This is a genomic window from Bacillus sp. SRL337 (assembly GCF_984799155.1).
In genome coordinates this window covers 4,074,923-4,095,754 of the sequence record NZ_OZ481793.1, presented here as the reverse complement: position 1 = coordinate 4,095,754, position 20,832 = coordinate 4,074,923, and the positions used below count along the sequence as shown (strand labels likewise).

The window sequence follows — 20,832 nt, the reverse complement described above, 5'->3', positions numbered from 1 at the left end:
CTTATCTGTTTGTTTTATGTTAAGATAAGGATGTTTTCTATTTCAACTTTTGATTAAGTAAAATTCTATGTGCACGAGGTATTGATATGTCAAAACTAAAAATTGCTAGTATCATCTTTCTGATTTCCACGTTATTTTTGAAGTTTTCCAGCATGCTAAGAGACTTGGTTATAGCACATTATTTTGGGGCCACTTTTATAGTCGATGCCTATAATGCAGCCATGATCATCCCTAATGCCTTCATCTTGTTTATGCTTACAGGGATGAAAGATGCCTTTGTGCCAAGCTATATCAAGTATGATGCTGATAGGAAAGGGAAAGAACATCTTACAAATATCGTCAAGGGAACTTTTATTATTGGTTTGATCATTTCGATAATAGGAGCAATATTTGCCCCGGTTTATTACCCGTTAATGTATCCTGAATTCACCGACAGTGCCATAAATTTGGGTATATGGACTGCGGCCATTTATTTCGCAACGGTCTTTCTGGTCGGTATCAATGCAATTTATGAAGGATATTTTGATGCTAAAGGAAAATACTCGTTTGCGACTTTCTCACAGACCATTGTAGTGCTATGCACAATTGGTAGTGCCATTTTTCTTCATGAATCTATAGGCGGCTACTCCTTGGCATTAGGGTATCTCGTCGGAACCATCATCTCTTTCTTAATAAAATTCTTGTATTTAAAGCCACGGAATTTTATAAATTGGAAACAAAGGATGGATAAGAAAGAGGTATACAGCTACTATAAAATCTTTTTGCCTGTAGGCTTGACCATAATGGTGGGTCAAATAAATCTGACGGTTAACTTCCTGTTTGCAGGACAATTTGGTGAAGGGGTTATTTCCTATTTGAACTATGCATTCAGGCTTGTGAGCATACCACAGGCGATTTTCGGGGTAACAACAGCAACGATTATTTACCCAATCTTGTCCAAAGCACAAGCAAATAATAATGTTGATATGTTCAAAACCGGTATTGAAAAAGGGCTGAATGTCATGATTTTACTATTGGCCCCGACAATAACCATCATGATGATTCTGATAACGGAAGTTGTAGGACTTGTTTATGAACGGGGAGCATTCGGCAGGGAGGCTACACTGGCTACGAGTGAAGTGGCACTTTACTATATCGGATCTGTTCTCTTTTATTCCATTCAGGTTATTATAGCTAAAGGCTTCTATACTTTGGAAAAAGGCCATTTAATTCTTCGGATCGGGTTTTTATCCGTTGTCATCAATGTTATTTTAAACAATATTTTCTCTCAATGGATTGGCTACAAAGGTCTGGCCCTGTCTTCATCTGTAGTAGGTTTAATTTACACGGTACTGTGCTTTATTATTCTCTATAGAATTGCAGGAGGGTTTAACCTTGGATTTATTGCTAGAGAATATCTTAAGGTTATAGTTGCTGTCATACCAGCAGGTCTTACCGTATTCCTTTTAAAAAGAATAGATGGAATTGGGTCGCTTCATAATATTGTCAGTGTTCCGCTGTTAAGTGTTATTGGGGCTGCCATCTACTTGGTAATTTTGTTTATTCTTAAATCAGACCCTCTTCGTATGGTCATAAGCAGAGGAAAAACGGTTAATTAATAGTTTAATTTAATAGGAAAGGATCAGTGGAATGAAAATACACTTAATAGCCAACATGTATCCCAGTGAAGTGGCCCCAAGTTATGGGGTGTTTGTAAAGAACACCGAAAAAATCCTTGAATCCGCGGGAATCTCGGTTGATAGAACAGTTTTGACAAAGAAGACTTCTAAGTTTCAAAAATTATTTGGCTATGCTGCTTATTCCTTGAAGATTATCCAAAAAGGGCTAACTAATGAATATAACTATACTTACGTCCATTATGCGGCTCACAATTCTATACCGCTGCTTATCCTCAAGGCTTTGAATAAGAATGTAAAAATCATTACAAATGTCCATGGTTCTGATGTAGTGCCTGAAGTGCCTTCCCAGGAAAAGTTCCAAAAATATGTAAAGAGACTTCTTGAAAGGTCTCATAAAATAATCACCCCTTCTACCTACTATAAGAACTTGGTTAGGGATAAATACGGAGTGACTACTCCGATTGAAGTCTTCCCTTCTGGGGGCGTAGACAAAAAGTTATTCTATTCGAAGTCTAATAAGGCAGATCTGTTTTCCGAGTACAAACTGGACACGCAATATCGGTATGCAGGCTTTGTGAGCCGACTCGATGTAGGGAAGGGATGGGATGTGCTTCTGGACGCCATTTCTTCTTTAAAAAGAGAACGAGCACTTAATAACGTGAAATTTATCATTGTGGGGGATGGAAAACAGCGTCCTCAATTCGAAGCCAAGGTTAAGGATTTGGAGTTGGAGAATGATATTGTACGTTTTTCTCTCTTGCCGCAGCAGTCTTTGGCTGATATCTATAACTGCTTGGAAATCTTTTGTTTTCCCACGACGAGAAAAGGTGAAAGCCTCGGTCTCGTTGGCTTAGAAGCCATGGCTTGCGGAACACCAGTAGTCGGCAGTGCCATCGGGGGTCTTCTGGATTATATAGAGCATGAAAAAAACGGTTTCTTGTTCGAGCCTGATAACAGTGAAGCACTGGCAAGCCAGATTAGAAATTATTTCGGTATGAGTGAAAATCAGCAGCAAGCAATGAAAGAAAATGCTATGAAAAAAGCGAATGAATACGAAGTCGAAAATATTAAACCTTTACTGGTGGAGATTTTCAAGTAAGAGAAATGGCCTGCAGTCAATCTGCAGGCCATATTTTTATCTTCAATGAGAACGCCAGCCGTTAGCCGCATTTGAAGATCTTCTCGCTGTTATTATAGCCCAGCAGAAAAAGCTGACTTTTTTTCCAAAAAGGAAGGAGTACTGGCTTTTTGAAAATATATGAGTAGGTTAGCTTTTTGGGCTCTGGTAGTCTGAGGATATCTTTTTATATTCACCGGTAATATGGCAGCTGGTAATTCCATAGCAATTAGATTCGAGGGTTAATTCATTACCTTTTACTTGGATTTTATATCGTCCTTTTCATATTGCTAACTGTACTCGCTTTCCTGAAACTTTGCCTGGACGGAGTGCTGGTCGGAATCTATGCAAGCGGAATACGTTTTACCTTGGCCCCTACTTTAAGCATCCTTCTCTGAGAGGGCACCTTTTTCATTTATCGACGTAAAATAGGTGTCAACTTGGTCTTTACCTACTCAATTTTTTTCTATGCCTAGCCTTACGAATGCCCATATGCCCTGCCTTGCAGATAGATATGCCGAAAGCCTTATTGAGCTCGAGTCCATTCTCTGTATTTGAACATCTTGAGTGAATTTAAATTTTAAAGATTTCATTCCTTTGACTATATACGAAAGAAAGTTTCTTTCACCAAAAAGGTCGTATCCCGAATTAGCGTTTCAATTTCGACGCAGTGCGTTCTATTTATCCCAATGAGTGTTTCATTTAATTATAGCGTGCCTTGGTAGGGGTGTCATCGACAAAAATGGACTACTTGATGATAAGCATGTCTAATAAATTCACATTATAAACATAATCTGAAGAAACATAGTCAAAGCACTTAAATCAATACCGGCTTTTTCAGGAGGCATAATTCAAAAAAAATTGATAGACATCATATTTCGATTGTTAAACTATATCAACATTTGATCCATCGAAAACCTGAAGTGAAAAAGGCAGAATCGTTCATTGAAGTGAACGATTCTGCCTTTTAATCTCCGCAAGACTTTTTCAGTGCTTCCATAACTTCAGACTGATTTGCATGATTATTCTACTGTTTCTGAAGAGTGCAGTTCAACTATTGTAAGGGCAAAAATCAAACCGAAATAAATGCTTACCGCTGGTGCAGTGAGTACATGGCCTGCAAAGTGGGCGATACCCAGGGTCAAGGCAATACTAGATAAAAGCATGATATATTCAGGTGTAAACACCAACTTGATATTTTTCAGTAGTTTTTTCCCTGCGATATAAAGGTAGAAAAGAATAGGAGCTATATAGATAAAGAAACCAAGGAATCCAAACGAGAAAAATAAGTCGTAAAAATCCATTTCAATCATTTTTGGATTGGGCTGTTCATAATTACCTGCCAAACCATATCCAAAAGCTTTTTGCAGAATTGGCGAGCTCATGTAGTCTTCTTTATGATGGGCTAAGAACTCCTCCCTGCTGCTGTAGATTAAGTTTTCCACTTGTTTTTTATTTAGTCGTTGTTCTGTTTCATCCTCCTGTATTGTACCTTGTTCGTCAGGAGTCTCTACTTCATCCTGGCTAGTATTAAAGCCGAGGAAACCCAGATGAACATTTATATTGTTAAAGACAGGGGTGAATGGAGTTGAGATTATTAATAACAACAATAATAAAAATGAAGTAATCAAGTTGCTTCTGCTTTTTTTGTGTCCTTCGGTGCCTTTACTCTTCCAGAATGTAATCGCACAAATGACTAATGAAGCCAGTAGGACAATTAGTATAGCTCCATAACCAACTTTTGTACCTAACATTAGTAAAGAAAAAGAGGCAAGGACTACGGGTAGCCAATAATATATTTCCTTTAAGTTCTTTGTCTTTCTGATTGCATAAAGACAGAGAATAGGCAGAATGATGGCAATAATTGCACCGATTTCATTCCCTGCGAAGAACCAGCCTGTATATCCAACTTTCGCTGACTCATAGCTTTCAAGTGAAGTAGAGGACATTATTGCTGCTACCATAGATACTGATATGATTAAAGATGCGATCAGAATATAATAGGTGGCCATTGAAATGACATTGCTTCCTTTTTCTTTAAGTAAAGAAAGGACAAGGATGAAATTTAAGAACACTATATTCATATAGACAACTTTAATGAAGAACTTAATCTCCTGTCCCATAAAAAAAGGAGACTTTGTAAAGTAATTGACCACAAGGTTTACTCCAACAAATAATCCAAGTATCACAAGGTATATGAAGGAGTTTCTTGCGAATTTACTACTTTTGAAGTGTAAGAAAAGGAACAGCAGTCCAGCAAACATGTAAGCTACCCTTATAAGTACACCAAATGTTGCACCACTTTCCAGTTGGACCAGCGTATAAGTGGTCAAAATATCAATGACAGGCTGAATTAAAATAAATATTAAAAAGAGATTAAGGAACCTCTTGCTGTTAATCATTGAATGCATGAATTTTCTATCCCTCCAAGGTCAGTTTGTCTTCAATTAGGATACAATAATTTTCATCGCGGGTAAATGGAAAAAGTTAATATGGTAAAAAAGAGTAAGGCAGGAGACTTGTCTATTTATTAATAAAAATTTCCACAAATACAAAACTATTATACATTTTAACAAGGTTAGTTCCAATATTCGACATTACAATTTTGTATTCAGGGTAATTTATACCAAAGTGAAATGTTCATTATCTAGACAAATACTTTGTACTTTAGGGGGATTTCTTAACATATGATTAGTTGGCCATTACTGTCCTGTTAAAGAATCTGAAAAAAATAAATAGAAATTTTTAAGTATGTGAAACTTTTGAAAGAGTTTTTCCGTCTAAATATGAGGGAATAGAATTATATGGTCGGAAATTGATAGATAAAAAGGATTAAAAGAATATATTGTTGAAATTTTATATATCAAATATAGAAGCTAGGTGGTATAATCATTTTTGTGATTATTATTATTGCTAGCTTATTAAACCTTAAATTGCCTAAAAGTAACAAATTGAAATCAGATAAAATTGGATATGATATTATTAAGGAGGTATCACATGGTTTACCTGACCTTGTTCCTTTGCTTTATTGCCTCGATTGTTTTGACACCGTTAGTTAAAAAGATTGCCATAAAAATTGGGGCAACCGACAGTCCGAATCACAGAAAAGTTCACGAAAAAATTATGCCTCGTCTTGGAGGCTTAGCTATATTCTTAAGTTTCATCCTTGGGGTTATTATCCTCCAGCCTTCAGATCCTTATACCAATGCAAATGCAATTATCGCAGGTGCCGTTGTCATCGTATTAACAGGAGCTCTTGATGATGTCTATGAGTTATCTGCAAAACTCAAATTGCTTGGACAAATTATTGCTGCACTCCTTGTCGTTGTATGGGGAGGCGCTCAGGTTGATTTCATTAACCTTCCATTCGGGGGGACACTTGAATTTGGTTATTTAAGTATCCCTTTAACAATAGTCTGGATTGTCGGAGTTACAAATGCAGTCAACCTGATTGATGGACTAGACGGGCTGGCTGCTGGTGTTTCTTCGATTGGATTGATTACTATATCTGGAATGGCCATTATTATGGGAGATACCTTTGTTGCTGTGATGGCTTCTCTGCTTCTTGTCAGCACTTTAGGGTTCCTATTTTATAATTTTCACCCAGCAAAGATTTTTATGGGAGACACCGGTGCATTGTTCCTTGGGTACATGATAGCTGTCTTGGCTTTGTTAGGGTTTAAGAACATTACCGTCATTTCATTGATTATTCCTGTTATTATTCTCGGTGTACCGATTTCTGATACATTCTTTGCAATAATCAGGAGAATCGTAAATAAACAGCCTTTATCAGCTCCAGATAAGTCACATTTGCATCATTGTTTGCTGCGCATGGGATATTCTCATCGTCAGACAGTGCTTATCATTTATGCCATTGCCGCCATGTTTGGTCTTGCAGCCGTTATTTTCTCTCAAGCGACCTTTTGGGGTTCTGTCATTTTGATTGGTGTCCTTCTTGTGGCGATTGAGATTTTTGTGGAAAGTATTGGTCTTGTAGGCAATAATTACCAACCCTTACTTAAAATGATGAAGGCACGAAGAGATAATTAATCGAGTTAATAAAGAGCCCTCTATGGGGGCTCTTCAGACCGACAAACCCCACTCCAACCTTTTGGTTGGAGTGGGGTTTGTTAATTTTTGAGTGAATATGTAGGAATTAGACTGGACTTGGCCCCCGCTATGTCCAGTTTGTCAGTTTCTTAAGATTCATGGCAGCAAATGTTAGCATCGCCTGCATTGAAGCATTTTAAAGCCTCTCAAGGTCGTCCAACGCACGCCAAGCTTCTCGTTTCGAATCAGCAAAAACTCTTTCGATTGTTTCTCTGCGCTGGGCGTAAAAAGTGTTTTGTTCTGATTAGTGTGCATTAGATATTCCACCCCATTTATGTAATCCTGCCAGAGGTGTCTGTGAATCATTTTAGTATGTTTTAGTATGGTTCTGACTTTGAGTGCATTTTTGTAATAACAGGCAGTCCTTACACTGTAGAATTACGTTGTTCGTTGTGATTCCTTTATCTCATACACAAGCGCTCCCGTACGTCGTTGGAACGGCGGCTTCCGCTTTTTAGTACAACTCCCCCGGCCCGCGGAGTCGTCCGCCTGTAGCAGAAATCAACTTTTTAGCTAAACAGTATTTACAACTTCACTATACAAAAAAAGCTTGTAGACATGGTCCATATTGGACTTTGTCTTCAAGCTGAGGAGCCCTCATAGAGGTCTCTTTTATTTTGTAAAAAATAAAAAGCCGCTCGGGATAAATCCTTTGCGGCTTTGAATTACCTTTTTTGAACTACATTATCCTGGTCTTCTTTGCTTGACACTTGCAGGTGATTTTTTAATTTTGTTGAAATAGTGTTAACCGAAGTTGTGTCCAATTCCCAATAATATACCTCATCAATGTATGAATCAGTTCCATCCAACGTCAATGTTTCAACATCAAGATCTTTGTTGATACCGTAGCTGCTTAGCGACTTCATCTCAGAGAAGGTCATATTGGTTTCCATATTTTCTCCCACCGCTTCAATGACATCATCATATTTGGTGATTGAGTTTGCTTGAGAGGCTTTCTGCATGATTGCCTTTAGTATATCCTGTTGCCTTTTTCCACGTTCAATATCATTATCCAGCTTCCGAGTCCTTGCGAAAGCAAGTGCTTCTTCACCATTTAATCGCTGCTCACCAGGTAGAAGGTGAATCGCGTTGTGGGTGTCTTCTGAATCTTTTTCAGAAAGTTCGTAGGGAACATCAACAGTAATGCCATTAAGAGCGTTTACTACATCAATAAAGGCATAGAAATTCATTTTTACATAGTAATCAACGGGTATATCCAGAAGTTCTTCAACTGTTTCCATCGAGGCTTTTGCACCGCCGTAAGCAAATGCGTGGTTGATTTTAGTCTTATATCCCACCTCGTCAATATAGACATAGGAATCACGTGGGATACTGACAAGTTTAACGGATTTGTCTTTTTCGTTCAATGTAGCAAGCATTAAAGCATCAGAACGGACAGAATCACCAAAATTTCTGCTGTCACTTTCATCGACTCCAATGAATAAGATGGATATATTGTCGTCTTCAGGGTTAACCTCTGTTTCGCGTTTATCTGATTTATCCCGACCGTCAAGATCATTAAAGGAATCATTTACCGCACTCTCGGCTTTCTTATAGAGATATGCACCGTAGCCAGCAGCAGAAAGGGCAATTAATAGAAATGGCACGACGAGGAAGAAGAAAATTCGCCTCCTTCGCTTTTTCTTTCTTTGAGACTTTAAATGTCTTCTTTCTTCAGACATATTATAAACTCCTTTGGCTGCTTTTCATAAAAGCTCTTACTAATGTATTTCCCCGATAATCGACTAAATACACTAAACTCTATTTTACTATCCTTGTTCCGTTGCGTAAATGGAAATTCAATGACACGTGCCTTACTATTGGATTATTCAATGTTACATCTAACTCTCAAGATGATATTGAATAGGGAAGGGTCACTTAATAATTAAACGTTTTTCTCTAAGTATTCAAGACCGCCTTCAGACGTTTCCCCCTGCCCATTCGTCAACTCTGTCATCCACTCGACAAATTCCTCTGTTTTATCTTCTTCGACATAAGTCACAACTTCGACGGTATCCAAGTAGTTGATTTCTTTTAGAGGGTACTTCGAAGACCGGACTTCGTTTTCGACTTTTCCCAGCCAAGTATAGTCGATTTTTGTCTTCATTACGCGCATCAGTGTCCGTTCGACAACACCTGCGGCATTGAGGCCTTCTGAGACGGCTTTTCCATAGGCCCGGATCAATCCGCCGGCTCCAAGCTTGATTCCGCCGAAATAACGCGTGACAACGACGACAGTGTCCTTGAGGTCACGTTTCTTGAGGACCTCCAGCATCGGCACACCGGCGGTTCCGCTTGGCTCGCCGTCATCATTTGCCTTTTGTATAAGATTATGCTCGCCGATCATGTAGGCAGAACAGTTATGGTTGGCATTCCAGTGGTCTTTCTTGATTTGTTGGATGAAGCCTTGAGCTTCTTCTTCTGTTTCGACACGTTTTATATGGGCGATGAAGCGGGAGCGCTCTATTGTGATTTCGTGTTCTCCTGCGTCTTTTTTCACCGTTAAATACTTTTGCAGCAAAATAATGCTCCTCTCCGATAGGTTTATCTTCTTTCACAATCGGGTAGTCATTCATAGTTCGACAATATGCATACCTTTTATTTTACTATATATAGACTTAGTTAGCATTAATTGACGTATTGCTTTATCGCTTTAAAGGACTAAGAGGGACAGTCCCTCTTAGTCCTTTAAAGCGATAAAGAGTCCATTGCTATGGGTAATAATATGTAACGAAACTTTAATGTTCGACAATATGTGACATGGTATAATAGACATGGATTCCGTTCAGTGAAACGTATTCAAAATATGCCTAAATGAATAAAGGATTTACAGGTAAATATATGGAATTTTGTAAGAACAACTATTTTTGAGGAAACGATATAGGATTAAAGGTTTACAAAAAATAATTTTGATCTGTGCCTTTTTATCTATTTTTGTGCATGCATCACGTTTTTAACTATTCTGCAATAGTAATGAAATAAATTCCATGTACAATGAGATTGTTACTAGGAGGAGGGTCCCGTGTCAATTAGAAAGGTGAACACCAAGATGCTGGATAACATTTTAGAGCAGATGATCGACACGGTCGGCCGCAGTAAACATGATGTTTTTGAAATCGGCGAACAGTGTCGTCAGGATTATGAATCCATCACTGAAGAATTGAAAGTCATAAGGGAGTCTGTCTTTAAAGTCATCAAAGAAGGTGACGAGCTTGAACAGAAATCCCGCTTTGCCAGAAGAAGGCTTTCCGAAGTCAGCCAGTACTTTCAGAATTTCTCTGAGGAGCAGGTGAGGGAAGCGTATGAGAAGGCACATGACCTGCAAATGAAACTATCCTTGAACCGGCAGACGGAAGCGAGGCTGCGCGAGCGCCGGGATGACCTGGAACGGCGTATCAAGAACCTGCAGGATACCATCGATCGTGCAGAACAGTTGAATTCCCAGATTTCCGTTGTGCTCAATTATTTGAGCAGTGACCTTAAGTTGATGGGTGCAGCACTTGAAGATGCCAAAGAAAGGCATGACTTCGGGCTGCAAATCATCGAGGCTCAAGAGGAAGAAAGGAAGAAGCTTTCACGAGAAATCCACGATGGACCGGCTCAGATGCTGGCCAATGTCCTGCTGAGGTCAGATTTGATTGATCGGGTATACCGTGAAAATGGAGCGGGTGCTGCTTTAGGCGAGATACAGGATCTTAAAAAAATGGTCCGTTCTGCCTTATATGAAGTCCGCCGAATCATTTATGACCTTAGACCGATGGCACTGGATGATTTAGGTTTGGTTCCGACCCTCACAAAATACTTAAGTACTATCGAAGAATATCACAAGGGAACAACTATAAGGTTTGTGAATGTCGGCCAGGAAAAAAGGCTGCCATCCAAATATGAAGTGGCCTTGTTCAGGTTGATCCAGGAATCCGTCCAAAATGCATTGAAGCATTCGGGAGCGGCTGAGATCCTGGTCAAATTAGAAATCAACAAAGATAAAGTGACAGTCATCATTAGAGATAACGGAAAAGGATTCGATACAAAAGAGAAGAAAAGCGGGTCCTTTGGAATTATGGGTATGAAGGAACGGGTTGAAATCCTTGAGGGTGAAATGAGCATCGACTCCAAAGTCGGTTCTGGCACCGTCATCCTTGTCCAGGTTCCTTTAAAGGCATAAATTTTTCTCGTACACATAGGGAGGCGAAATCATGGCAACAAACATTGTCATTATAGACGATCATCAGTTATTTCGAGAAGGGGTAAAACGCATCTTAGAATTTGAACCAAGTTTCAACGTATTGGCAGAGGGCGATGACGGATCAGAGGCGATTTCACTAGTGGAAGAGCACAATCCTGACGTGGTATTGATGGATATCAATATGCCGCAATTAAATGGAGTGGAAGCGACTCAGGAGCTTATTCAAAAGTATCCTGACACCAAGATCATCATCCTGTCGATCCATGATGATGAAAACTATGTAAGCCATGCCTTGAAGACAGGCGCTTTAGGATACCTGTTGAAAGAGATGGATTCCGAAGCACTGATAGAAGCGGTGAAAGTGGTTGCTGCTGGTGGTTCTTACATTCACCCTAAGGTGACGCACAACCTGATTAACGATTACCGCCGTTTGGCCAATTCACAGGAAACAGGCGGCTTTAAACAAAGCGAAGTGCGGCGCCCGCTGCATTTATTGACTCGCCGCGAGTGTGAAGTCCTGCAGATGCTGGCGGACGGTAAGAGTAACCGCGGCATCGGCGAAGCACTTTATATCAGTGAAAAAACGGTTAAGAACCATGTAAGTAACATTCTTCAAAAAATGAATGTGAATGACCGTACCCAGGCTGTAGTTACTGGAATCAAGAATGGCTGGGTGGAAGTTAGATAATACGCATTTGGACAAGTGCCTATTTAAAGGGACTTGTCCTTTTTCTTTTGTGTGATAACACATGTAATCCCCACGCAAAATTCACCTTAATAAGAAGCTAATGTAATTGTGTATACAAAATTATTTTATAATTTCTCAACGTGAAAGGAGCACATAGTTAGTATCCATTCCGTGGTTTCGTTATTATTCCTCTACATTCAACGTATTTTGCAGAACTTCATTTATAATGTCTGATCAGAGAAGTGTTCCTTATAATAGTTCAAGGGGATGGGAATTAGAGTCAAATGAATGAACAGTAAAGCTGACAGGATGATGAGCCCATGCAAAAGGACATAAACCAGTTGGACATTTCAGGTAATTTTTATTAATATTGTAATAAAATAGGGACTTTAGTATCGATTGGTTAGGTGTCTACCAGGTAAATGAAATATGAAGTGCCGATTGCATTTTTGTGGATTTAGAAAAGCATGTCCATATCATAAATTGGAGTCATTAATGTGAAATTAAATAAGTTGGCTTAGAGCTTGCCTCCCGTTCACAGGAAATGAAACAAGAAATAGAGAAATTTATTATTTAATAAGGAAAAGGGCTGTTAACACACAGGGTGTAAGCAGCCCTTTTCAAAATAGGGGCATTACTTATGGAAAAAAAGGCATACAAATCACAAATCTTTTGGAGAATTTTTTTAGTCTTGTTTATAACTATTCTTTTTTTATTCAGTTTTATTTTCATTGCATCTAGTGTCATTCTTCCGAAAATTTCGCAGGAGCAGTTTAAGGAAATGACTGATTTGGCTGTCAACAGGTTAGCCGAACAAGCCAACCTACTGCTGGATCATGCAAATTCGATTGCTGAAAGCAGTCAACAGAATGAAGAGCTTCTGTCAGGTAATCTAAAGTATCTTAATCGAGAATTGAATCAAATTATTGATACATCGCCTTTCTTTGACGGGGGAACGATTACCGATGAACAGGGAAATGTACTGGTCTCCAGGTATTTGGACTTGGATAAATATGAGGAAACCAACTATTTGCCATATCTTGTGCAGATCAGAGAGGGAAATAACCCTTACTTTAGCAATGTATTAAAAAGAAAGTCTGCCTCGGGCAATTCTGTTATCTTGTTTTCAATACCAGTAGAAAATGAAAAGGGTGTTCTGAGGAAGGTGATCCATTTATCGATACACCTTGATAATCAGGGACTCTTCCAATCCCTCTTTAAAGATTTGAATATTGGAATGGACAGCTATGCGTACATAGTGGATTCAACAGGAAAACTTATTGCGCATCCTCAAAAGGGGATGCTGGGAGATAACGTGTCTGATAATGAGGCAGTCAAAAAAATATTGAGTAAAGAAACCGGTTATATGTCCTTAGTAAATGAATTTGGAACCAAGATGTATTCGTCCTATGAATACATCCCTGGATTAAATTGGGGAGTTGTTGCCCAAGTCCCCAGAGAAACAGTCCTTCTAGGGTCCACTGAATTTCAGAGAACCTTGTGGATAATCTCGGCTTGTATTATTGCTTTGTTAACAGTCATGTCTGCCGTCCATGCGATGGCAACCATAAAGCCCTTAAGGAAGTTATACGAAGCAGTAGATCGGATTGCAAATGGAAGTTATCATGATCCTATTGACCCTATTGAGGGGATGAGTGACAAAGGTGAGATTGGCATCCTTTCAAAAAGATTCAACGAAATGATAATGTCACTGAAAATGACGAGGGATAAATTAGCTGCCAAAGAAAAATCCTTGAAAACGCAAAAGGAGTTTTTACGGCAAATTATTGATAAGAGTCCAAGTGCAATTTACATAATGGATAAACAAGGCCATTATACCTTATCGAACCATGCATTCACTGATTTATTGGGGACTACGCCGAAAGAGATTATCGGCAAGAAAGAGTCTGATTTCAATTCGAATAAGGATGATGTTGAACTTTATCTGAGGATTAACCGGGAAGTTATCAAAAATAAAGAAGAACAGTTTATTCCTGAGGCATCTCTGATAGATAGCCAAGGAAATCAGCATTGGATGCAGGTTGTGAAGATCCCCATCATCGAAGATGACGGTAGATGTCATTCTGTCCTTAGTTTTGCAACCAATATTACGGATAGAGTACTTAATGAGGAGAAGATTAAGTTTCACGCTTCCCATGACAGCTTAACAAAGTTACCTAACCGTTATAAGTTTAAGAAATGTTTGGAGCAGGAATTAGGACTTGCTTCTGAGGAGCAAAATCAAGTAGCAGTTATGTTTATGGATTTGGACCGATTTAAATATATCAATGATCACTTTGGCCATAATATGGGGGATAAACTCTTACAGGCCGTGAGTACAAGGCTGAAAGAATGTCTGGATGAGCGGGATACCATTTCACGGCTTGGTGGAGATGAATTCACTGTCATCCTTGCTGGGATTGAAGATAAGCAACAAGTCAGCAGTATAGCATCAAAACTGATTCACGCCCTTGCCCAACCATATCAAATTGATGAGCAATCATTTGTTACTACAACAAGTATTGGTGTAAGTATGTATCCAGCAGATGGCGAAGATGTCGAATCTCTTATTAAGTTTGCGGATACAGCTATGTACCAGGCTAAAAATCAAGGGAAAAACACCTATAGATTCTATCATCATGAAATGAACTCCATCTTATCCAACAAATTCAAATTAGAAACTTATATGCGTGATGCTTTGGAAAGAGAAGAGTTTGAACTGCATTACCAGCCTAAGATGGATACCAAAACAGGTAAGCTGTCAGGGATGGAGGCTCTGCTTCGCTGGGAGCAGGGAGAACTGGGAATGGTTTCACCTGCCGAATTTATTCCGATAGCTGAAGAAAGTGGAATGATAGTCCAAATAGGAGAGTGGGTATTATCACAGGCTTGCATTCAAAATAAAAAATGGCAGAAGGCTGGATACCCGCCGATTAAGATGTCTGTAAACCTTTCAGTTTTGCAAATTAAACATAGCGATATAGTGGACACTGTGAAAAGAGTATTGGAAGAGACGGGCTTGAATCCCGTTTGGCTTGAACTTGAAATAACAGAGACAGCCATCATGGAGAACAAACGTTCAATTGTCCGCACACTTAAACAAATAAAAAAGCTTGGTGTCTCAATCGCGATTGATGACTTTGGTACTGGGTATTCATCACTGAATTATTTGAAGAGATTTCCGGTTGATACGCTGAAGATTGACCGCACGTTCATTCAGGATCTCCTAACAGAACCGGATGATACCGTTATTGCTACTGCCGTTATTTCAATGGCAAGTAAGCTGGGGTTGAATGTGGTTGCTGAAGGTGTGGAAACAGAAGAGCAATTACATTATCTTCATGATTTGCATTGTAATGAAGTCCAAGGGTTCCTAATCAGTCCGCCGATATCGAGTGTAAAGCTTGAGACCCTTTTAGAACAGGAACGGCTATTCTATAAAGGAAATCAAAACATTTTATAAAGATAGATGATTATAGGAAGAGGAGCTTGTGTCTAATGACTTTAAGGCACAAGCATTTTGCGTTGATTTTGGAAAAAATTTAACCTTTGAAGAAATGGTATAATTCTGTAATATATGTAATAAACGAGAATACAGAGGAGATTAAGAAACAACTATGGTTTATTTAGGTGTTTTAGATTCTAGGTTTATTATAATTATTGCCATAATAGCAGTTTTTGGATCGATGGTGTCGCTGGTTTTTTCAACCAAACACTTGGTTAATAAGAGAAATTATAAGCTTCCCAACCTCTTTCTGATTTCGATTGCAATGGGGTTTTGCTTATGGAGTATCCATTTCATAGGATTGATTGGTTACTATTCTGCTGTGAGTCTTACTGACTATAATTGGTGGGTGCTGATCCTCTCCTTTCTTGTGCACTGCATTGTTTCGTTCTGTGTTTTTTACTTTGTGACCCTTAAAGTGATATCTGTTTTTAAGTATGTAGTAAGCGGCTTTGCAATCGGTACTGTTGAACTTTTCTTACATTATATTGGATTTACAGCATTGGATACACCTGGAGAACTCGAATTCAGCTGGCTATTTATATGTATCTCTTTCTTTTTTTCTTTGGTTACAGCCTATTCCTTTCTATATTTCTTGCACATCCCAATTAATCAGAACGAACATAGTGGGAAAAGGTTATTCAAGAAATATTACAAGTCACTTTTGATGGGAGGAGCCCTTACCCTAATGCAAGTCACTGTTTTCCAAGGGGTTGTCCATCCGTCGAGGATAAATACTCTTACTGTCGAAAATAGTGAAAAAATGCTGATTATCGCTCTATCTCTCGCATTGGCAAATATTTTAATGTTCATTAGTTTTATCATCGGCATTTACGTGCAGAATGAAAGAGTGCTTTATCAAAAATTTATGTTGGATGAGAAGTATAAGTCACTTTTCCATTATAACTCTCTGTTTGTACTTGAATTGAATAAAGAGGGGTACATCAAAGATGCGAACCAACCCTTTTTAAAGCATCTGGGATATACGAAAGAGCAAGTATTGAATGAAAGTGTTTATACTATGTTTTCTTTAGAGTACAGAGACCTCATTCATCAGTCCATTCAAAAAGCTTTGATACAAAAGTCAAAAATCACTAATGAAGTCTTGATCGTAAAAAAGGATGGTGATTTTCTCCCCATTGTTATGGTATTCCTCCCTATTATACAAAATCAAAGTATTGTAGGGATTTACTTGATATCCAGAGATTTATCCGATAGGAATGAGGCATTGGATAGACAGCAAACAGCAGAAGAGGAATTAAGGCAGATTTTAAAAAATCAATTAGGTATCATCTGTAAGTTCAAGAAAATACATAACAGGTATATTCATACTTTAATAGATGGAAAGCTATTATATAGAGCGGGACTAAGTCCAAAGTCAGTTATGGGGAAGGCATTGGAGGATTTATCTTTATCAGAGGATATGTTTAACTTTCATTTGCAGCAATATAATACAGCATGGAATGGCAAGGAAGTGGCCTATGAATATTCCTATAATGGCATGAACTTACTGAGTACCTTGATGCCTGTAAAGAAGGAAGGAAAAACAATAGAAGTGATCAGTACCATTGTTGATATTACTCAGCAGAAGGTTGCAGAAAGGGAAATGCTGCGATCAAAAGAGCAGGCGGATAAAGCAAATAATGCAAAGTCTGAGTTTCTTTCCAAAATGAGCCATGAATTAAGAACACCTCTAAATGGAGTTCTGGGATTTACACAGGTACTAGAGATGGACGATGATCTCACAGAGACTCAGAAGTCGCATATAAAGGAGATATATACAGCCGGACGCCATCTTCTTAAGTTAATTGATTCTGTTTTGGATCTATCGAGGATTGAATCTGGCAGTCTTCAATTCTTTATTAAAGAGGTTTCGGTATATACAATACTGGAGCAAAGTATAAAAATGGTCGAATCAGAAGCCGAAAATAGAGGCATAACCATCCATTTTCACGCGGCAGATGAGGACTTTGCGGTTAGAGCTGACAGCACTAAATTAAGACAGGTGTTTATTAACCTCATTGATAACGCGGTTAAATATAACCAAAGAGGAGGAAGTATAGCCGTTAAAGCTGTCCAGGTCGACAGGAAGGTGTGCATTTCTATAGCTGACACTGGTATCGGTATACCAAAAGACGAAATGAGTGAAGTCACAAAGCCTTTCTATCGCAGTCGTTCCATAAAATCAACTGCCCCTGGAGCAGGAATAGGACTAACGCTTGTTAAGCAGATAATAGATCTGTTAGAAGGGAATCTTGAAATTAATAGTGAGATTGGAAAAGGCACAACGGTTAATGTTTTTCTGCCTTTGATTATGGATAACGCCCCCTCTGTTGTTAAAAAGCGAGAAGTCTTTAACGGTCATAATCAATTGAAAATATCCCCATCTCGCATATTATATATTGAAGATAGTGAAATGAATCAGCGGTTCATGGTAAGTTTGTTAAAACATGAAGACCAGATAATAGATTTAATATTGACATCGAATGGACTGGATGGGATACGTGCGTTTAAATCCAATATCATTGATTTAATCCTGTTGGATTTGGACCTCCCGGATATAAGTGGCTTGGATGTCCTGGATATTATCAGGCATCAGGAGAACAGTGATGTACCTGTTATAGCCGTAAGTGCCAATGCTTTAAAGAATGATATTGATAAAGCTTTAGCTCAAGGATTTAATGACTATATTACCAAGCCGATTGAAACCAGTAAACTTTATAGAGTACTTGGTCAATATTTAAAGGGAGAGAAAAATTAATTATGAGGAAAATTGTTATTGCTGAAGATGACACTGCTTCCAGAAAGGTATTGAATCATTTTATTTCAAAAGCTTCTGACTATACGGTAGTAGGAGAAGCGAAGAACGGTGAAGAGTTAATAAGACATCTCATTGTGGAAAAACCTGATATTGCAGTTGTAGATATAGGGATGCCCTTGCTAAATGGTATGGAAGCCATCAAATCCTGTAGAGAAATGCTGCCGGGATTACAAGTTATCTTCCTGACAGGATATGATGAGTATGCCTTGGAAGCATTTGATATTAATGCTGCAGACTATATTGTTAAACCAATAGAGAGGGAGAGGTTTATGAAAGCTTTGGACCGGGCTGCATTGCTGGGAGCCAGCCCTCCAGGCACAACGACTGTAAGAAGGAAACAGAGTGAAAAGAACCTTGTTTTGAGACATTACAATAACTTATCCGTCATTCCTTATAATGAAATTATCTTTATAGAAAAAACAGATAGAAAGACGTCCATTCATACCAAAGGGAGTATATATCAAAATAATGAACCTCTTTCTGAAATTCTGAAGGACCTGTCGGAGGATTTCATTTTGTCACACCGCTCTTATATCATTAATTTAAACCATCTAGCAAATATAGAGGCAAGAGGGCAGACATACTATGCAGCTTTTCACCATTATGATAGAAAAGCCAAAATATCAAAGCACCATCTAAAAGATGTTAGCCATAGATTGAAGGGACGATGATAGCCAATTAAATCAAGAAGTTGCATCATAAAAGAATCAGCTCAATCATGGAGGCCACTGAAAAAGTCCAATAAAAAACTAAAAGGCAGAATCGTTTACTTTAAAAAACGATTCTGCCTTTTTCATTTCCCGTTTTATGAAAAGGTGTTGATTTCCGTTCCAGGTGTGCGACTCCGCGGGGCGGGCGTTGAGCCTCCTCGGCTTCGCCTGCGGGGTCTCACCTGTCCCGCTAGTCCCGCAGGAGGTCGCGCACCTTCCACTCCAATCAACGTTGAGAAAAATAACACTACCCGCTATTAAAACCTTACTTTATAATAGTACTAACAATATAAGTGGGTGGTTTCCAGTGATTCAACAACAACAAACAATGATGTTCAGTAAGTATATGGACCTTTATGATATCGTCGTTCCTCAGGACAATATGTTACGGAGAATAAATGATTTAATCAACTTCTCCTTTATTTTTGATGAATTAAAGGATAAATTTGTCATGATAATGGGCGAAATGCGATTGATCCTTTTCGCATGTTCAAATATTTGTTTTTGAAAACCATTCACGATGTATCAGATGTCGATATTGTTGAGCGGTCTAAGTATGATATGTCTTTCAAGTATTTTTTGAATATGGCTCCAGAAGAGCCCGTCATTGATTCAAGTTCTTTAACTAAGTTTCGGAAACTTAGGTTAAAGGACATGAACTTGTTAGACATGCTTGTAAACAAGACGGTTGAGATCGCCATAGAGAAAGAAATCATAAAATGTAAGTCCATTATTGTCGATGCCACCCATACCAAGGCCCGCTATAATCAAATGAAACCAAAAGAAATCCTTATGGAGCGCTCCAAGAATCTTAGGAAAACAATTTATAAAATCGATGAAAGTATGAAAGAGAAATTCCCTTTGAAACCAACCAATGATGTGCTGGAAGATGAGATCGCCTATTCACAGAAGCTCATTGAGGTGATAGAGAAGGAAGAGACCTTTTTAGAATATCCAAAAGTTAAGGAACTGCTTAATCTCCTGAAAGAAACGGTTGCCGATGATATTGAGCAACTCCAGTCCATGCACGATCAGGATGCCAAAGTAGGGCACAAAACAGCAGACTCCTCCTTCTTCGGCTACAAAACCCATCTTGCGATGAGTGAAGAACGTATTATCACAGCCGCAACCATTACCACCGGAGAAAAAAGTGACGGAAAAGAACTTCAGACACTGATTGAAAAAAGTAAAAACGCGGGTATAAAAGTTGAGACGGTTATTGGGGATGCGGCTTATTCGGAGAAAGACAATATTGAATTTAGTAAGGAAAAAGGAATCAAACTGGTTTCAAGATTACACCCTCTAATCACTCAAGGTGCTCGAAAAAAAGAGAACGAATTCGACTTTAATAAAGATGCAGGCATGTATGTCTGTAAGGCAGGACATATGGCCATACGGAAAGCTAGGCAAGGTAAAAAAGGAGTAGGCACAAACCAAGTTGACACTTACTATTTTGACGTAGATAAATGTAAGAGATGCCCTCTTAGAGAAGGGTGCTACAAGGAAGGAGCCAAAAGTAAGACCTATTCCGTTTCCTTAAAGTCCGACCAGCATTCCACTCAGGCAAAATTCCAGGAAAGTGAATACTTTAAGGAAAAGGCGAAAGAACGATATAAGATAGAAGCGAAAAATAGTGAGTTAAAACACAGACACGGGTATAATGTGGCAGATTCCTCGGGTCTAATTGGCATGGAATTACAAGGGGCCATGGCAATATTTGCGGTGAACATCAAAAGGATTCTAAAACTAATGGGATAAAAAGAGTCCCCTATACGATACATTTCAAGAAAAAACCCGATTCTCCTTCCTTTTATAGGAAGAAGAGTCGGGTCTTTTTGTATTAATCAAAGTTTGATTCTAGAAATCGGCAGATTTTCAGTGGTCTCCAATCATGAGTTGATTTTTTTTAGGATTAATGAAATATCGTCTAAAGGGATTGGAATGGTGTTGAAATGGACTTGGAGAGGGTTTGAATGTCTTGATTGCTACCCCGAAAGGAATTGGACATTACAGGAAAAAATACATATGATTTACAAGTAAGTTTGTAGGACTTAAGTATTATAAAATGATTTTAAA

11 protein-coding genes and 2 pseudogenes are annotated in these 20,832 nt (G+C 38.6%); 9 read left to right on the top strand and 4 right to left on the bottom strand.

The window, feature by feature from the left end; all coding sequences use genetic code 11:
• Positions 1–86: 86 nt before the first annotated feature.
• Both murJ and AC4E8A_RS20640 read left to right on the top strand, forming a co-directional pair.
• Positions 87–1,598, top strand: a complete 1,512-nt coding sequence (gene murJ / locus AC4E8A_RS20645; RefSeq protein ID WP_490195654.1) for a murein biosynthesis integral membrane protein MurJ — start codon at positions 87–89, stop codon at positions 1,596–1,598.
• 31 nt (positions 1,599–1,629) lie between these two features.
• Positions 1,630–2,718, top strand: a complete 1,089-nt coding sequence (locus tag AC4E8A_RS20640; protein WP_490195653.1) for a glycosyltransferase family 4 protein — start codon at positions 1,630–1,632, stop codon at positions 2,716–2,718.
• 1,040 nt (positions 2,719–3,758) lie between these two features.
• Here AC4E8A_RS20640 and AC4E8A_RS20635 read toward each other — a convergent pair.
• Positions 3,759–5,147 carry an O-antigen ligase family protein gene (locus AC4E8A_RS20635; protein ID WP_490195652.1) on the bottom strand — a complete coding sequence of 463 codons (1,389 nt, stop codon included), beginning with the start codon at positions 5,145–5,147 and terminating at the stop codon, positions 3,759–3,761.
• Positions 5,148–5,733: 586 nt separating this feature from the next.
• Between AC4E8A_RS20635 and AC4E8A_RS20630 the strand changes: the two genes are divergently transcribed.
• Complete coding sequence (locus AC4E8A_RS20630; RefSeq protein ID WP_490195651.1) at positions 5,734–6,786, top strand: glycosyltransferase family 4 protein; 1,053 nt, start codon at positions 5,734–5,736, stop codon at positions 6,784–6,786.
• Positions 6,787–6,913: 127 nt separating this feature from the next.
• On the opposite strand, the pseudogene AC4E8A_RS20625 reads toward AC4E8A_RS20630, so the two are convergent.
• The 3 genes and pseudogenes from AC4E8A_RS20625 to AC4E8A_RS20615 all read right to left on the bottom strand — a co-directional run.
• Positions 6,914–7,216: pseudogene (locus AC4E8A_RS20625) on the bottom strand (transposase); the annotation flags it as partial.
• A gap of 295 nt (positions 7,217–7,511) precedes the next feature.
• Positions 7,512–8,528 carry an LCP family protein gene (locus AC4E8A_RS20620; protein WP_490195650.1) on the bottom strand — a complete coding sequence of 339 codons (1,017 nt, stop codon included), beginning with the start codon at positions 8,526–8,528 and terminating at the stop codon, positions 7,512–7,514.
• 203 nt (positions 8,529–8,731) lie between these two features.
• On the bottom strand, positions 8,732–9,367 hold the full coding sequence (locus tag AC4E8A_RS20615) for a YigZ family protein (protein ID WP_490195649.1): 636 nt from the start codon (positions 9,365–9,367) through the stop codon (positions 8,732–8,734).
• A 501-nt stretch (positions 9,368–9,868) separates the two neighbouring features.
• On the opposite strand from AC4E8A_RS20615, the gene AC4E8A_RS20610 reads away from it, so the two are divergent.
• From AC4E8A_RS20610 to AC4E8A_RS20585, 6 genes and pseudogenes are all read left to right on the top strand, one after another.
• A complete protein-coding gene (locus AC4E8A_RS20610) occupies positions 9,869–11,011 on the top strand; it encodes a sensor histidine kinase (protein ID WP_490195648.1) in 1,143 nt (380 codons plus the stop codon).
• A gap of 28 nt (positions 11,012–11,039) precedes the next feature.
• Positions 11,040–11,720: a response regulator gene (locus AC4E8A_RS20605; protein WP_490198953.1), complete on the top strand. Its 681-nt coding sequence runs from the start codon at positions 11,040–11,042 to the stop codon at positions 11,718–11,720.
• Positions 11,721–12,360: 640 nt separating this feature from the next.
• Entirely contained in the window at positions 12,361–15,183 is a 2,823-nt protein-coding gene (locus tag AC4E8A_RS20600; RefSeq protein WP_490195647.1) for a bifunctional diguanylate cyclase/phosphodiesterase, read from the top strand.
• Between the two features lie 154 nt (positions 15,184–15,337).
• Positions 15,338–17,986, top strand: a complete 2,649-nt coding sequence (locus tag AC4E8A_RS20595; RefSeq protein WP_490195646.1) for an ATP-binding protein — start codon at positions 15,338–15,340, stop codon at positions 17,984–17,986.
• 2 nt (positions 17,987–17,988) lie between these two features.
• Positions 17,989–18,717 (top strand): LytR/AlgR family response regulator transcription factor, encoded by a 729-nt coding sequence (locus tag AC4E8A_RS20590; RefSeq protein WP_490195645.1) that lies wholly within the window; start codon positions 17,989–17,991, stop codon positions 18,715–18,717.
• Positions 18,718–19,063: 346 nt separating this feature from the next.
• Positions 19,064–20,514, top strand: a pseudogene (locus tag AC4E8A_RS20585) (IS1182 family transposase).
• The last annotated feature ends 318 nt before the right edge of the window (positions 20,515–20,832 follow it).